The following is a 15,312-nucleotide window of genomic DNA, read 5'->3' on the forward strand; positions in this document are numbered from 1 at the left end:
GGATCGCCGGATCGCGGGATCAGTGCTGGGCCGGTCAGAACGCCAGCCTGAACCTGGCGGGCCACTCGGGTGCGCTGGTGCGCGACGACGCTACCGGTGTGTGGCGCCTGCAGAGCGATGACGGCACGAAGGTCGAGCAGCTGTCCGGTGCGCCGAACGGCGCGTACAACGGTGAGCACTGGCGTATCACCACTCCGGACGGCATCCAGTACTACTTCGGCCGCACCCGCCTGCCCGGCGGCGACGGCACCGACCCGTCGACGGAGTCGGTCCTCAAGGTTCCGGTGTACTCGCCGGGCAGCAACGACCCGTGCCGCAGCACCACGTGGTGCAGCATGGCCTGGCGTTGGAACCTCGACTACACCGTCGACCTGCACGGCAACCTCACCACCTACACGTACAGCCGCGAGAGCAACTGGTACAACCGCGGGGCCGGTCAGAACAATGGGGCGGGCACCAGTACGGAGTACGACCGCTACGGCCTGGTCAAGCAGATCTCCTACGGACAGCGGCTGCCGGAGCAGATCGCGGCCAAGGGCGGACTGCAGCCGGCCGCACGGATCTCCTTCGAGACCCAGGAGCGGTGCGGCGACGGCAACGGCATGTTCAGCTGCTCGGAGACCGACCGTGCCGCGCAGCAGGCCAAGTGGCCGGATGTCCCGCACGACCAGTTCTGCCAGTCCGGCGCGGCCTGCTCGAACTACGGACCGTCGTTCTTCACCACCAAGCGCCTGAGCGCGATCACCACCGACGTCCTGGTGAACAACTCGCCCACGCGGGTCGACACATGGACCCTCTCGCACAAGTTCCCCGCACCGAACGACGGCACCAAGCCGGCCCTGTGGCTGTCCGACATCAAGCGCACCGGCGGCAGCGGCGCATCCGCGCTCTCCCTTCCGCCAGTGTCGTTCACGCCCGTGATGCTGGCGAACCGCGTGGACGGCAGCGTCCCGGCGCAGCCGGCGTTCAACCGGGCGCGGATCCAGCAGATCACCACCGAGACCGGTGGAAAGATCGGCGTCAAGTACAAGGACACCGCCTGCTCCCGCGACCGCGGCACCATGCCGGCATCGGAGGACAGCAACACGCTGCCCTGCATGCCGGTCAAGTGGTACCTGCCGCAGTCCTCCTCCCCCGACCCGGTGCTGGACTGGTTCCACAAGTACCTGGTGGAGACCATCGGCGAGAGCGACGCGGTCACCGGGACCCTGGTGAAGGAGACCGCGTACGAGTACCTCGGCGGTGCCGCCTGGCGGCGCAACAACGCCGAGTTCAGCGACCCCAAAACCCGTACCTGGGACGGCTTCCGCGGCTACCAGCAGGTCGGCACGTACACCGGCAGCGGCTATGCGGGAGAGGCCCCCAAGACCTACCAGCGGGCGACCTACCTGCGAGGGATGGACGGGGACACACTGGCGAACGGGTCGACCCGAAGCGTGCCGGTGACCAACCCGCTCGGCGGGGCCATCGTCACCGACAGCGACTGGCTGGGCGGATCGGTGCTGGCCACCGAGAAGTTCGACCGTGCCGGCGGCGCGGTTCAGAACCTGACGAGCCGCCTGACCAGTACTCCGAAGGTGACGGCCACCCGGGCCTTGGGCGGCGGCCTACCGCCGCTCCAAGCCCGCAATCCCGCTGCCGAGGTGACCGACACCGCCAAGAGCCGGCTCGCCGACGGGAGCTGGCGCACCACCACGACGGTCACGACCAAGAGCCCCGAACTGGGCAACCGCGTCGAGAAGGTCGACGACCGGGGCGACGGCACCTCCGCCACGCCGCAACTGTGCACCACCTTCTCCTACGCAAACGCCCAAGGCACTAACGTCCTGGCCCTGCTGGCGGAGAAAACGGTACTCTCCGCGCCTTGCGGGACCGCACCGACTGCTGCCAATACCGTCTCCGCCGCACGTACCCTGTACGACAACCTGCCCTTCCAGCAGGCCGGAACGCTCGCGGAGCCGACCAGTGCGCAGGTGCTGGACCGTTTCGATGCCAACGGCCGACCGGTCTACGTGCACACCACTGGCAGCACCTTCGACGTCTACGGGCGTGTGCTGAGCGCGGTGCAGAGCAACGGCTCCGCGTTCGACCAGTCCGGCGCTCAGATCACGCCACCCACGGTCGCCTCGCCGGCCACCACCAAGACCAGCTACACCCCGGCCACCGGCGCGATCCCGGCCAAAGCAGTGACCGAAGGCCCCATGGGCGCCTCCTGGTCCACGACCGTGACCCTCGATCCGACCCGTTCCCTGCCGCTGACCACTACCGATGTCAACGGCCGTGTCACCACCCAGAAGTACGACGCCCTCGGGCGTCTGACCCAGGTCTGGGGCCCGGAGCGCGACACTCAGCAGACACCGAACCAGAAGTTCAGCTACCTGCTCAACGGCGTCACCGGGCCGTCGGCGGTGACCAGCAGCCGGCTGAGCAAGGACGGTGGCACCTACCTGTCGTCCATCGCGCTCTACGACGGACTCGGCCGTGAACGCCAGGTCCAACGCCAGAGCGACGTGAAGCCCGGCGGGCGGCTCATCACCGACACGGTCTACGACTCACACGGCTGGCCCATCAAGACCGCGGCCCCGTACTACGAAGCCTCGAACTCACCGTCCACCAACATCTTCGTCCCGGCGAACGACTCCCAGGTCCCGGCACAGACCTGGACCACGTACGACGGCATGGGCCGCCCCGTCAAGGCGGAGTTCCGCTCCTACGCCAACCCGCAATGGGCAACCGTCACCAGCTACCCGGGCGCCGACCGGACCGATGTGACACCTCCTCAGGGAGCAACGCCCACCTCCACCGTGACCGACGCCCGCGGGCGGACCACCGCCTTGTGGCAGTACCGCACCGCGAACGCCACCGGCAACCCGTCCGACGCGGACGTCACCACCTACCGGTACACCCCCGGCGGCCAGGAAGCCTCCCGCACCGACAGCGCCGGCAACACCTGGTCCCACACCTATGACCTGCGCGGCAGGCAGACCAGTGCGACCGATCCCGAGGCCGGCCTCAGCAAGACGTTCTACGACGTCAACTCCCAAGTGGAGCGGACCCAGGACGCCAAGGGCCAGACCCTCGCCTACACCTACGACCTGCTCGGCCGAAAGACCGGCCAGTACAACGGCAGCGTGGCTCCGGCGAACCGCATGGCCTCCTGGACGTTCGACACCCTCGCCAAGGGACAGCCCACCTCCTCCACCCGGTACGTCGGCGGCGCTTCAGGGGATGCCTACACCAAGGCCGTCACCGGATACGACACCGCCTACCGTCCCCTCGGGACCTCTGTCGTCATCCCGGCCGCGGAAGGCGACCTGAAGGGCACCTACACCACCACCTACACCTACGCGCCGATCATCGGGCTCGTGGACAGCATGACCATCCCCGCCGCGGGCGGTCTCGCATCCGAGACAGTCAACTACGGCTACACCGACGCCGGGATCCTCACCGCCACCACCAGCCTGGGCAAGTCGCTGATCGCGGACATCGCCTACGACGCGCTCGGCCGCGCCACCCGCACCACCGTCGGCTCAGCAGGCCGCCAGGTCGTCTCCACCCAGCAGTACGACTGGGCGACCGGACGCCTGATCAACTCCTACACCGACCGCCAAAACGGCCTGGTCTCGGTCGACCAGACCAGCTACACCTACACCCCCTCCGGCCGCATCACCTCCATCACCAACCTCCAAGACGCCACCAACACCGACACCCAGTGCTTCACCTACGACCACCTCAACCGGCTCACCAGCGCCTGGACCGACACCGGCGGCGTGTCCACCACCGCTGACTGGACCGACTCCTCCGGCACCAAACACGGCACCGGAAGCTCCACCACCGTCCCCGGCACCGGCGGCTGCAACAACACCAACGCCCCAGGAACCACCGGCCCCGGCACCCGCACCGTAGGCGGCCCCGCCCCCTACTGGCAGGACTACACCTACGACGCCACCGGCAACCGCAAGACCCTCACCAACCACGACCTCACCGGCAACGCCGCCAAGGACACCGTCACAACACAGACCTATCCGGCCACCGGCACCGTCAACAGCAACAACACCAAGGGCGGCCCGCACTCCCTGCTCACCAGCACCACCGTCAGCCAGGCCAACGGCACCAAGCAGGTCGGCTACCAGTACGACGCACTCGGCAACACCACCACCATCACCGACACCGCCGGCACAACCACGCTGACCTGGACCCCCGACAACAAGCTCAACACGCTCAAGAAGACCGGCGAAGCAACCGGCACCACCTACCTCTACGACGCCGACGGCAACCAGCTCATCCGCCGCAACCCCGGCAGCACCACACTCAACCTGCCCACCGACGAACTCACCCTCGACACCACCACCAAGTCCTTCACCAACACCCGCTCCTTCCCCGCCCCCGGCGGCCTGACCATCAACCGCGTCACCGCTCCCATCGGCGGCGGCAAGATCATCGTCCAGGCGGCCGACCACCACGGCACCAACGGCGTCCAGATCAGCAACGACGCCAACATGACCACCGTCCGCCGCCCCACCGACCCCTTCGGCAACCCCCGCGGCACCCAGCCCTCCGCCAACAACTGGGCCGGAACCAAGGGCTTCGTCGGCGGCACCCAGGACAACCAGACCGGCCTCACCAACCTCGGCGCCCGCCAATACCAGCCCCTCACAGGCCGGTTCATCAGTCCCGACCCCATCATCGACGCCGCTGATCCACAACAGTGGAACGCCTACGCCTACAGCAACAACAACCCGATCAACCTCAGCGACCCCAGCGGCCTCAAATACGAAACCGACAACAGCTCAGCCTGCACCACCGACGAATGCCAAAAGCAGGCCGAACAGAGCGAAGCCCAAGAGCAGGCGATCACCAAAAGCAACGGCAACGGAAAGCCCCAGAAGAAAAAAGAGGGATCCGGGGCCAAGAACTTCTTCAAGGGAATGCTCGGCGGATTCAAGGACGCCGCCGCCGAGACGTACAACGGCGGAAAGCAGCTCATAAGCTCCACCGTCTCGTCGGCAGGGCAATGCATCTCAGGATCCATGGAAGGCTGCAAGCAGCTCGCCGTAACAAACTGGCGCATGAGCCCAATGAATCCCGAGTTCGGCATGAACATGGTCCTCGGGGTCGTAGACAGCGGCGTGGAAATCTATGACGGCTACTCGAACGGCCGACCCGGAGAAGCCACAGCGAACTCACTGATCCTGGCCGCAGAACTCTACTCCGGAGGAAGAGGCCCCAAGTGGCTGAAGATCCCATGCGGAAATAGCTTCACCGCAGGCACCCCGGTACTCATGGCCGACGGTGTAGCCGTGAACATCGAGGATCTCCAAGTAGGCGACTTGGTGCTGGCCACAGATCCCCAAACAGGTGACACGGCAGTAAAGCCAGTCATCGCTACGATCACTGGCTCAGGCGACAAGAATATCGTCGATATCACAGTCGACACGCCCGAAGGCAATGACACCCTCCAAGCCACAGACCACCACCCGTTCTGGATCCCGGCCCTTAACAACTGGATCGACGCCGTTGACCTCCGAGTCGGCCAGGAGGTCTTGGCCGGCACTGGTACATCTGCTCGGATCACTGCGCTCAACTACCATGCCGAGCGAACCACCGTCCATAACCTCACCGTCGCCGACCTTCACACGTACTACGTGCTGGCTGGGGCGACGCCGGTCCTGGTTCATAATGCCAACAAGTGTGTCGCCGTGAATGATGCAGGGCGCTTCGGGGATCTTGATCCGGGCCAAGTTGGCGATGGCCTGGAAGCCCATCACATGCCTCAGGATGGCCTAGGATTCCTGGCACGCAGGGAAGGTGGGGCGATCGTGATCACGCAAGCGGATCACGCACTCACCAGGACCTACAAGGCCCGGGGCCGTGCAACAAAAGCAGCCGAGAGTGGCCTGCCATTTCGCACAGTCCTCGCGCGGGATATCTGGGACTTGCGCCGAATAGGCGAGCAGCAGTACGGCGACCCAAGTTACTTCAATCCGGGAATTCAGGGCCTACTTGCATATTATCGAAGCATAGGAATGCTGTAACGGCACCGGAAGGGACTGTGGCTGGGGATGGCACCCCCGGCCACAGTCCTCGTCACCCCTCAAAGTCAACCCGCCCTGTCGCCAGAACGCCCTTGTCCTGCTATCGTAGCAGAATGCGCGATTCCATCGATCTCCTTCAACAGATAAATGCAGATCAAGAGATCTCGATTCTCCTGGCCGACGTTTTTGAATTCGACATCAGGCGCAAGGAAGGGGGCAATGAATCTCCAATGCTATCCTCCGACATCCCCCTCCAATGCATTGCCGGGGATTTCACGGGCGGCATGTTCTACCTATGCGGCCCAGCAGACTCTCGCCGCCCCCTACTTTATGCAAGCTCGGAGGGCGATGCCGGGGTCATCGCGACTGACTTGCGCGAAGGGCTTGCACTGGTCATTGGATTTCCATATTGGAGAGACTGCCTGAAGTACTCTGCAAATGGCGACATGGACACAATGAAAGCAACATTGGAGTTTCTTCATCGCGACATGGCGGTAGATCATCCAACGATGAACGTCCATCAATTGAGAATCTCTACATCGCTCCGCCTGCCCCTCGAAAGCCCTTTGGAATTGGCGGCCCGCCTTCACTGGGTCATCAAAAGCACGGAGCGGGACTTTATTTTCTCTGACGATACCGGTGAATACGGAAGTCTATTTGGGCCATTTTCGCCCAGTCGAAATGTGCGCTGGCGATAAAGGATACTCTTTAGGTCGCCAATATTAAGGTATCATCGTTGCACCGAGGGCTGGCGCCAGACCTCCCGCGCCAGCCTTCAGGACCATTGCTGCCGCAGTGAACCATGCGCGGCTACTCTGGCGGCGGATGAGGCGTCAGACCTCGCCTGCGATATCTCCGGTGTCTCGGGTTTGGGGGCGGGCAGCAGGGTCCGCTTCAGGCCTGAGTTGACGGGAGTCGGTGCGGTGCTGCGGCGGCGAGGAACCAGGCCATCGGGCCGTGGACGCGGGCGAGGGTGACGGCGAGGGATCGGTCTTCGGAGCGATCGGCACCACCGAGCCGACCGGGCTCCTGCTCGCCTGCGCGAAGCGGCTCACCCGCCAGGGCATCCCTGCCTTCGCCGTACCGCACCCGCGACGGACCGACACCATCCCCGTCAGCCCCCGCACCACCGAAACCGTGCCCCTCGCCGACGGCACCACCCACGCCATCCCGCGCTGGGACCTTCAGCCGGCCGCGTGGGCCCGCGCCCTCAACCGGGCCGGACTCCTCATCACCGGTCTGCACCACCTCACCGCCCCGGCCGACAGCCCATGGCCGACCACCCTGCTCATCACCGCACGGAAGCCCTAACCGACAACCGTCCCAGGAGAGCACCGATGCTCCAGATCCCATACCTGCTGGACGTGGACGGCGTCCTGATCCCGTTCCCGGCCTCCGCCAGCACCACTCCGCCCACACATACCCGCCACGAGGTCCAGCTGACCGGCTACGTCACGCCGATCCCGGTCTGGCTCAACCCCGAGCACGGCCCGCTGATCACCAACGCCCTCGCCACCGGCCTGTTCCGGCCCGCATGGTGCACCAGCTGGCGCATCGACGCCCCTCGCCACATCGGCCGCCTCCTTGGCCTCCCGGAGTTCGAGCACATCAAGCTGCCCAGGCCGGCCATCACCACCAGCCGCCCAGACGGCTACCTGTGGAAGCGTGACTTCGTCGAGCAGTGGCTCGGCCGCGCACCCGGCGCGTGGATCGGCGACGACTTCACCTCCCTCGATCACCACTGGGCTGCCTCCCGCGCTGCAGCCGGCCATCCCAACCTGTTGCTCCAGCATGCCCCCTATATTGGCCTCAGGCCTCAGCACGTCAGAGCCCTCGTGGAATGGGCCACCAAGCTTCCATCTCGCCCCCAAGCGCAGAGCTAGGCTGTCGGTAGCTGCCGCGCAGCGACAAGCAACAGCTCCTCCCAACGGGGGTAGCCTGATGGCACGTCCTCAGACACCGCGTCGACGCCGTTTTCGGCACCATTCGCCAGTACCGGTCCGACCGCTGGACCGCGAGCTACCTAGATCGGGATAGCTGTCGGCAACGCTCGCCGGGGACGTTCGCGTCCAAAACTGAGGCTGAAGTCTGGCTCGCCTTGGCCGAGGCCGACCTGCTCCACGGCAAGCGGACCCACGCGGCACGGGAAACCGTTCTCCTGAAGGCATACGCGGCGACCTGGGTGGCAGAGCGCGATCTGCGTGCCACCTCTCGGGCGCTCTATGAGGGTCTGCTGCGACGGCACATAATCCCTGCCCTCGGAAATCTCACACTCCGCCAGATCACCCCGTCGAAGGTGCGCTCCTGGCACAGCGCACTGAGGCACTCCACCGGAGCCAGCACCAGCGCAAAGTGCTACCGCCTGCTGAAAGCGATCCTCGCGACAGCGGTCGACGACGAACTCCTAGAGCACAACCCGTGCCGCATCAGAGGCGCTGGCCGGGAGGATCCGGCCGAGCGCCCCGTCGCGACTGTCCAACAGGTACTCCAGATCGCGGATCTGATCGGCCCACGCTGGCGTCTCCTGATCTTCCTGGCCGCCTTCGCCACCCTGCGCCCAGAGGAACTCGCAGCGCTGCGCAAGGACAACATCGACGTCGAGGAAATGACCGTGCGGATCACCACGGCGTCACCAACTCTGAGCAACGGCAAGCGCGTCACTGGCCCACCGAAGACCAAGGCAGGCAGACGTACGGTCTACCTGCCCTCGTCCCTTCAGCCCTCGCTACGCGAGCATCTGGCGAACTACGCAGCCGAGGAGTCCGACGGTCTCGTCTTCATCGGGGAGCGAGGAGCGCCCTACCGGCCTACGACGTTCGGAAAGAAATTCCACCGCGCATGTGCCCAAGTGCCCGGCCTAGCACCGAACTTCACCCTCTACGATCTGCGGCACACCGGCAACACACTCTTGGCCGAAGACCGCAGCAGCCTCAAGGACCTGATGGCCCGCATGGGCCACTCCTCGGTCCGGGCTGCGGTGATCTACCAGCACTCCACTGGAAGCCGCCAGCGGCAAATCGTCAGCCCCCTCGACGACCGTATACGCCAGGCTCAGGGCAAGAACCCCGGTGCCGGGCAGCCACCGGTTCCACAGCCAACCACTCACCGAGGTGACCTGAACCAGTCCTACGTGAAGTCAGAAGAGTTGCAGACAAAGGAGGTTGAGGAGCATCGACCTACAGATGGCAAGCCACTGAAGGCCAGGAAGAAGTTGATCGTGCGCACCAGACGTGTGAGCACTCGGCGCTCAGGGCGAGGCAAGCGGTAACGGTGCGATGAGCCAGACAGCCCAGACTGGTCTAAACCAACCCCGCCCTCAGGACCCTGGCCAGCAAAAACACAGGAAACAGGGGCGCGATCCGGCTAAAGACAGGAGCTTTACAGGCTCCTGTCACACCATAGGGAGAACAGCGGGCACTGGCGGACAACAGCGGACAGCCACGTGCAATCAGGCTAGTGGTGCGCCTAGTTGTGCGGAAGCCCGAATTGGTCTAAACCAATTCGGGCTATACGGGCTCTGACCTGCGGTTTTATGCGTGGAGCGGACGACGAGAATCGAACTCGCGCTAGAAGCTTGGGAAGCTCCTGTTCTACCATTAAACTACGTCCGCACTGACGGGCCGTCAGGGACGGGCCGGTCGATCAACACTCTACCCCATCTGCGGAGTTGCTCGTGCACCGCCCGGAAGGGGCGGCGCGTTGCCGTGTGGAATGTCCGGTAGATCCCCTAATGTGACGCAGGTTCGGAGTGGGCCTGGGAAGGGGATCGCGATGGAGCAGCGTACCGTCGTCCGGTGTGCCGAGGGGCACCTGTTCAGCACGGCGGGTTTTCCGATGCGGACGCTCGGGGCCGGTCGGCTGGGCAAGAGCAGGCTGATCCGCTGCCCGCGGTGCGGGCGGCTGCGCAGCTCGGTGCCGGCGGACCTGAGCGAGCTGACCGGGGCGCAGGTGGAGCGGGCGCTGCGGCGGGAGTCGGTGGAGTTCCTGGCCTGAGCCTTCGGTGCGGGCTTCCGCTCCATGGGCTCGGTGCGGCCGGCGGGGCGGATTCACGTAGTCTCGTGTCGTGCTTCTCTCCGACTCTGACATCCGCGCCGAGATCGACAAGGGCCGGGTCTCCATCGACCCGTTCGAGCCCTCGATGATCCAGCCCTCCAGCATCGACGTCCGGCTGGACCGGTTCTTCCGGGTGTTCGAGAACCACCGGTACCCGCACATCGACCCGGCCGAGGAGCAGCCCGACCTGACCCGGCTGGTGGAGCCCGAGGGGGACGACGCGTTCATCCTGCACCCGGGCGAGTTCGTGCTGGCCTCCACGTACGAGGTCATCACGCTGCCGGACGACGTGGCCTCCCGGCTGGAGGGCAAGTCCAGCCTCGGCCGCCTCGGGCTGCTGACCCACTCGACGGCCGGCTTCATCGACCCGGGCTTCAGCGGTCACGTGACCCTGGAGCTGTCGAACGTGGCCACCCTGCCGATCAAGCTCTACCCGGGGATGAAGATCGGTCAGCTCTGCCTGTTCCGGCTCTCCTCCCCCGCCGAGCACCCGTACGGCTCCGCCCTGCACGGCTCGCGCTACCTGGGCCAGCGCGGCCCGACGGCCTCGCGCTCGTACCTGAACTTCCACCGCACCAAGGTCTGACGACACGTCGAAGGGGCGGCCACCACCACGGTGGCCGCCCCTTCGCGTTGCTCAGGCCCGCTTCGGGCGGGTGACGGCGACCAGCTCGCTGCCGTCCTCCGAAAGGGTCAACTCGGTCCGCAGCTCGGCCAGTTCACCCAGGTGGTGGAGGTGGGTACCGCCGCAGGCGATGGTGGCCGCGCCCTCGGGGAGCTCGGCGTGCCACTGGCGGCGGGCGGTCAGCTCGGGGCCGGGCACCTCGATCCGGACGGCGGCGTCGGCGGCCACCCAGGAGGCCAGCCGGGCGTTGACCGCCTCGGTGATCGCGGGCAGCGCCTCGGCGAGCGGGGGCAGCTCCTCGGCCGCCTCCGCCGTGAAACCCTTCTTCCGCAGGGACTTGCCGAGCCGGTAGGTGTCCGTCGAAGCCGACGTGTCCATCACCGAGGAGGCCATCGCCAGGCTGTCGAAGTCCGGGTGGCCGAAGGCGTCGGAGCGGCCCGGGTCCTTGCGCCAGCGCGGGGCGAGCGCCTCGTTCAGGGCCAGCGCCAGCAGGTGGCAGCCGCTGTGCGCGGAGGAGAGCAGCGCCCGCCGCTGCGGGTCCACGGCCAGCTCCACCGGACGGCCGGTGACCGCGCCCGGGTCGCCGGCCAGGACGTGCAGCACCAGCCAGGACCAGTCCTCGTCCCCGCGCCGCACCGGGATCTCCGCACCCACCAGGAACTCGTCCTCGGGGCCGTACCCGCCGGTCAGGCAGTCCACCACCGGGTGGACGGTGCCGTCCACGGTCAGGGTGCCGAGGTCGGCGGGCTGGTCCGGCCAGGTGTGGTCCAGCGGGTGGAACGGGCTCTCCTCGGTGACCACCGCGTACCGGCCGTCGGACAGCGGGTGGACGGCCAGCACGGTGGAGGAGCCGTTCACCTCCCCGGCCGGGAAACTGACGCGGGTGGTGGGGAGGGTGGTCATGCGGTGGCTCCGTACGTGCATCGGGATGGGAAGGGGTCAGCCCAGCGTCGGGAGCTTGATCAGCACCAACAGGGCGAGCAGTTGGATGGCGGCGGCGCCGGCGGCCTTGCCCCAGGGCAGGTCGTGGACCCGGCGGACCATGGTGGTGAGCAGCCCGGCGCAGAGCAGCCAGGTGGCCCAGCCGACCACCTGCACCACCACGTTGTCGGCGGGCAGGAAGAGGGCCAGCAGCAGACGGGGCACGTCGCTGGTCCAGCCGATCAGCACCGCCAGACCGATGGTGGAGGGCCACCGGCCGTCGCCGCCGAGCTGGCGGGCCAGGCCGTAGGTGACGGCGCCGAGCATCCCCCCGGCCAGCGTGAAGGCGACCGCCGAACCGGCGATGGCCGACAGCGCCACCGAGAAGGTGGAGCCGAAGACGTCGTCCCTGGTCGCGCCGAGGCCGAGCACGGCGAGCGCGCCGTACAGCACCGAGACGGTCAGCGCGGGCAGCCAGACCTGGTGGTCGCGGACCCGGTCGAAGGTGGCCACCGGGGTCCGGTAGATGCCGGTCAGCAGCGTCTTCCAGTCCGGGCGGGGGCCGCCGGCCCGCGGGGTGGACTGGCCGCCGGCCCGGTAGACGGCGACGTTGTCGCTCTGCGGGGCGGACTCGTAGTGCTGCTGCTCGTCCACCGAGAAGGCCCGGGTGTGACCGGGCTGGTCCGTCCCGTAGGCGCCGTCCGGGTAACCGGGCTGCGGGTACTCCGGCTGCGGGTACTCCGGGTAGCCCTGCTGCGGATAGCCCTGTTGCGGGTAGGACGGGTGCGGAGCCGTGAAGAACTCGGGCTCCCCCGTCGGCGCGTACCCCTGCGGTCCCGGAGCTCCCTGAGCACCCTGCCCGCCGGGCGCCGCCCCCCAGCCCTGCCGGGGGTCGACGGCGCCCTCACCGTTGTCGTATGCGTTGCCAGCCACGGCACGAAGGTACCCGCTGAAGCTGACCACGCGTCGGTTGATCATGGCTTCGGCGCGGGATTGCAGCAGTGCTGTGACCCCGCGCCGGGCCGAAGGACCGTCAGTTCCGGGTCAGCGCGCCGCGGCCTTGTGGCCGTGCACCACGGCCGCCGAGGTCTCGCCGGCCGGGCAGCCGCCGGGGCCGGCGGTGGTGCGCACGGCGCCGAGCGGCAGCAGGGTGCCGCAGGCGATCCGGATGCCGGCGGGCAGCTCGTTGTCGGCCTCGACGGTGGCGCCGTCGCCGATCACCGCGCCGTCCAGCGAGGTGCGCTCCCCGACGGTGGCGTACGCGCCGACGATGGAGTCCTTCACGTAGGCGTCGGCGGCGATCACCGCGCCGGGCAGGATCACGCTGCCCTCGACGATCGCACCGCCCTTGATGACCGCACCCTCGGAGACCACGGTGCCGTTGCTCAGCACCGCGCCCGGGGCCACCTCGGCGCCCGGCAGCAGCAGCGCCTCACCGGTGGCGCCGGGGACGGCCGGGGAGTCCACCTTGCCGAGCACCAGGTCGGCCGAGCCGCGCACGAAGGCGCCCGGGGTGCCCAGGTCCAGCCAGTAGGAGGTGTCCACCACGCCGCGCACCAGCGCGCCGGTGGCCAGCAGCTCGGGGAAGGTCTCGCGCTCGACCGAGACCTCGCGGCCGGCCGGGATGCGGTCGATCACCGAGCGGGTGAACACGTAGCACCCGGCGTTGATCTGGTCGGTGACGATCTGCTCGGGGGTCTCCGGCTTCTCCAGGAACTCCAGCACCCGGCCCTGCTCGTCGGTCGGCACCAGGCCGAACGCGCGCGGGTCCTCGACCCGGGTCAGGTGCAGGGTGACGTCGGCGCCGGCGGCCACGTGGCCGTCCCGCAGCGCCGCGATGTCCAGGCCGGAGAGGATGTCGCCGTTGAAGATCAGGACCGGCTCGTCCGGGCCGCAGGTCAGACCCGAGGCGGCGTTGCGGATCGCGCCGCCGGTGCCCAGCGGCACCTCCTCGGTCAGGTAGACCAGCTCCAGCCCGTACGGGCTGCCGTCCTTGAAGTGCTCCTCGAACACCTCGGCCAGGTAGGAGGTGGCCAACACCACACGGGTGACCCCGGCGGCGGCGGCACGGGCCAGCTGGTGGGCGATGAACGGCACGCCCGCGACGGGCAGCATCGGCTTCGGGGTGTGGGTGGTCAGCGGGCGCAGTCGTGTGCCCTTGCCACCGACCAGCATGATCGCCTCGGTCATGGTCGCGCTTCTCCCCTTGCTCCGTTTGCCGTCCGCCCCGCCAGGTCGCGAGGTGACGTTGTCACTGTCGTCCGCTCGTGGTCCACGAGTTCGACGCCTACTGTATTTCGTTCCAAACCACCCCCGTTCCAACGGGGGTCCGATACGTACCACCCCACACCCCGGGGACGCCACCCGCTACGGCATCAACCAGGCCGCGTACGCACCGGTCCCCGCGTCGACGCCGCCGCTCGCACCGAGCCGGTCGACCTGCTCCGCCGTCAGGGCCCGGTTCCACAACTGGACGTCGGCGATCGTCCCGTCCCAGGGGTCCGACCATTGCGACTTGTACCGGGTACGGCCGATCTGCAGCGGGCCGCCGGTGTTCCAGATGCCACTGACCTTGGTGCTCTGGGCCAACCGTCCGTCCACGTACAGGTGAATGGTCTTCGCCCCGGCGTCGTACACCCCCGTCAGCACCGTCCACCGGCCGACGGTGGCGTTCTCCTTGGAGAGGGCCTGCAGGGTGGTGGCGTCCGAGCCACCGCCCGCCTGCTGGACCTTGAAGACCCACTGGTTGTGGCCGCCCCAGTAGTCCCGGCCGAGGTCGAAGGAGTGGTAGACGCCGTCCCCCTGGCTGACCGCCGCCCGCCCGCCGGTCGCGGCGTCGTTGCGGACCGTCGCCGAGACGGTGAAGCTCGCGTTGGTGTCCACCACCGTCCCGCTGGTCTGCCCGTACGTCCCCGCCTGTCCGTGCAGCTGGAGCGCCGTACGGCCGTCCACCGGGCCCACCTGCGGGCCGCCGGAGAGCGCCACCGGGTAGCGGTTGCCGCGGTCCTCCAGCCGGCTCGGCGGCGCGGGGGGTGCGGGCGGGGCCGTGGCGCCCGGCTGGCCGCCCTCCGGGGGCGGCGGGGCGGCGGGGGCGGTGCCGGAGGGCTTCGCGGTCGCGGAGGGGGCCTTGCCGGAGGCCGGGGCACCCGCGGAGGGGGTGGCCCGGGCACTCGCCGACCCACTCCCGGACGGGCTCGCCGAGGCGCTCGCGGACGGGCTGCCCGAGGCGGACGGCAGCTCGGAGGGGCCCACCGGGAGGAGCTCCGGGAGCACCGGCGCACCCGACGCCGTGCCGACCGGCTCCGGCCCGGCCTGGGCCCCGCCCCGGCCGACGGCCAGCAGACCGGCCGTCAGACCGCCCACCAGCACCACCCCGAGCACACCCCCGCCGATCCGCAGCCTCCGGCGGCGCTTCGCCTCCCCCGCGTTCCGCTCGGCCATCGCCGCCCAGTCCGGCGTGCTGGTCACCGTCGGCAGGTACCCCTGCCGCGCCCCGACGCCCGGACCAGCGGGTATGCCCCCGTCATCGCTCATGGGCCGAAATGCTAAGCCATCGAAGTGAGTTGAAAACGCCCCGGCCCCGGGGGCCCCCGGGCGGGGGGGGGGGGGGGGGGGGGGGGGGGGGGGGGGGGCCCCCCCGGGGGGGCCCCCCCCCCCCCGCGGGGGGCACCCCCCCCC

At 68.2% G+C, this 15,312-nt stretch carries 10 protein-coding genes, 1 tRNA gene and 1 pseudogene; 7 read left to right on the forward strand and 5 right to left on the reverse strand.

All coding sequences use genetic code 11. The features are described 5' to 3' along the window. Positions 1-77: 77 nt before the first annotated feature. The 5 genes from ACZ6ZR_RS31165 to ACZ6ZR_RS31185 all read left to right on the forward strand — a co-directional run bounded on the left by ACZ6ZR_RS31165 (position 78) and on the right by ACZ6ZR_RS31185 (position 9,303). Positions 78-6,035, forward strand: coding sequence for a polymorphic toxin-type HINT domain-containing protein (locus ACZ6ZR_RS31165; RefSeq protein WP_465648058.1), 5,958 nt, complete (start codon positions 78-80; stop codon positions 6,033-6,035). A gap of 113 nt (positions 6,036-6,148) precedes the next feature. Further along, the gene (locus ACZ6ZR_RS31170; protein WP_465648060.1) at positions 6,149-6,733 is read left to right on the forward strand and encodes a hypothetical protein; all 585 of its coding nucleotides are present in this window, start codon (positions 6,149-6,151) and stop codon (positions 6,731-6,733) included. Positions 6,734-6,992: 259 nt separating this feature from the next. After that, a complete protein-coding gene (locus ACZ6ZR_RS31175) occupies positions 6,993-7,346 on the forward strand; it encodes a hypothetical protein (protein ID WP_465648062.1) in 354 nt (117 codons plus the stop codon). A 26-nt stretch (positions 7,347-7,372) separates the two neighbouring features. After that, on the forward strand, positions 7,373-7,918 hold the full coding sequence (locus tag ACZ6ZR_RS31180; RefSeq protein WP_465648064.1) for a hypothetical protein: 546 nt from the start codon (positions 7,373-7,375) through the stop codon (positions 7,916-7,918). Between the two features lie 101 nt (positions 7,919-8,019). Then, on the forward strand, positions 8,020-9,303 hold the full coding sequence (locus ACZ6ZR_RS31185; RefSeq protein WP_465648158.1) for a tyrosine-type recombinase/integrase: 1,284 nt from the start codon (positions 8,020-8,022) through the stop codon (positions 9,301-9,303). A gap of 269 nt (positions 9,304-9,572) precedes the next feature. Here the strand turns inward: ACZ6ZR_RS31185 and ACZ6ZR_RS31190 are convergent. Continuing rightward, a tRNA-Gly gene (locus ACZ6ZR_RS31190) sits at positions 9,573-9,646 on the reverse strand. Between the two features lie 160 nt (positions 9,647-9,806). On the opposite strand from ACZ6ZR_RS31190, the gene ACZ6ZR_RS31195 reads away from it, so the two are divergent. Together ACZ6ZR_RS31195 and dcd are read left to right on the forward strand one after the other, a co-directional pair. Then, a complete protein-coding gene (locus tag ACZ6ZR_RS31195; protein ID WP_465648066.1) occupies positions 9,807-10,028 on the forward strand; it encodes a hypothetical protein in 222 nt (73 codons plus the stop codon). A 70-nt stretch (positions 10,029-10,098) separates the two neighbouring features. Continuing rightward, positions 10,099-10,674 (forward strand): dCTP deaminase, encoded by a 576-nt coding sequence (gene dcd / locus ACZ6ZR_RS31200; protein ID WP_465648068.1) that lies wholly within the window; start codon positions 10,099-10,101, stop codon positions 10,672-10,674. 51 nt (positions 10,675-10,725) lie between these two features. Here dcd and ACZ6ZR_RS31205 read toward each other — a convergent pair whose 3' ends face one another. The 4 genes and pseudogenes from ACZ6ZR_RS31205 to ACZ6ZR_RS31220 all read right to left on the reverse strand — a co-directional run bounded on the left by ACZ6ZR_RS31205 (position 10,726) and on the right by ACZ6ZR_RS31220 (position 15,168). After that, the gene (locus tag ACZ6ZR_RS31205) at positions 10,726-11,616 is read right to left on the reverse strand and encodes an alanyl-tRNA editing protein (RefSeq protein WP_465648070.1); all 891 of its coding nucleotides are present in this window, start codon (positions 11,614-11,616) and stop codon (positions 10,726-10,728) included. Positions 11,617-11,652: 36 nt separating this feature from the next. Then, positions 11,653-12,567, reverse strand: a complete 915-nt coding sequence (locus ACZ6ZR_RS31210; protein WP_465648072.1) for a Yip1 family protein — start codon at positions 12,565-12,567, stop codon at positions 11,653-11,655. Positions 12,568-12,759: 192 nt separating this feature from the next. Further along, a pseudogene (gene manB / locus ACZ6ZR_RS31215) lies at positions 12,760-13,824 on the reverse strand (mannose-1-phosphate guanylyltransferase); the annotation flags it as partial. Between the two features lie 177 nt (positions 13,825-14,001). Then, positions 14,002-15,168: a LamG domain-containing protein gene (locus tag ACZ6ZR_RS31220; RefSeq protein WP_465648074.1), complete on the reverse strand. Its 1,167-nt coding sequence runs from the start codon at positions 15,166-15,168 to the stop codon at positions 14,002-14,004. Between the last annotated feature and the right edge of the window lie 144 nt (positions 15,169-15,312).

The sequence above is a fragment of the Kitasatospora sp. NPDC088742 genome, assembly GCF_055584905.1.

What these genes read in the sequence shown, in the direction of transcription:
- ACZ6ZR_RS31170 (WP_465648060.1), top strand. Translation starts at nt 6,149, where the DNA reads ATGCGCGATTCCATCGATCTCCTTCAACAGATAAATGCAGATCAAGAG.
- ACZ6ZR_RS31180 (WP_465648064.1), top strand. Translation starts at nt 7,373, where the DNA reads ATGCTCCAGATCCCATACCTGCTGGACGTGGACGGCGTCCTGATCCCG.
- ACZ6ZR_RS31195 (WP_465648066.1), top strand. Translation starts at nt 9,807, where the DNA reads ATGGAGCAGCGTACCGTCGTCCGGTGTGCCGAGGGGCACCTGTTCAGC.
- ACZ6ZR_RS31205 (WP_465648070.1), bottom strand. Translation starts at nt 11,616, where the DNA reads ATGACCACCCTCCCCACCACCCGCGTCAGTTTCCCGGCCGGGGAGGTG.
- ACZ6ZR_RS31220 (WP_465648074.1), bottom strand. Translation starts at nt 15,168, where the DNA reads ATGAGCGATGACGGGGGCATACCCGCTGGTCCGGGCGTCGGGGCGCGG.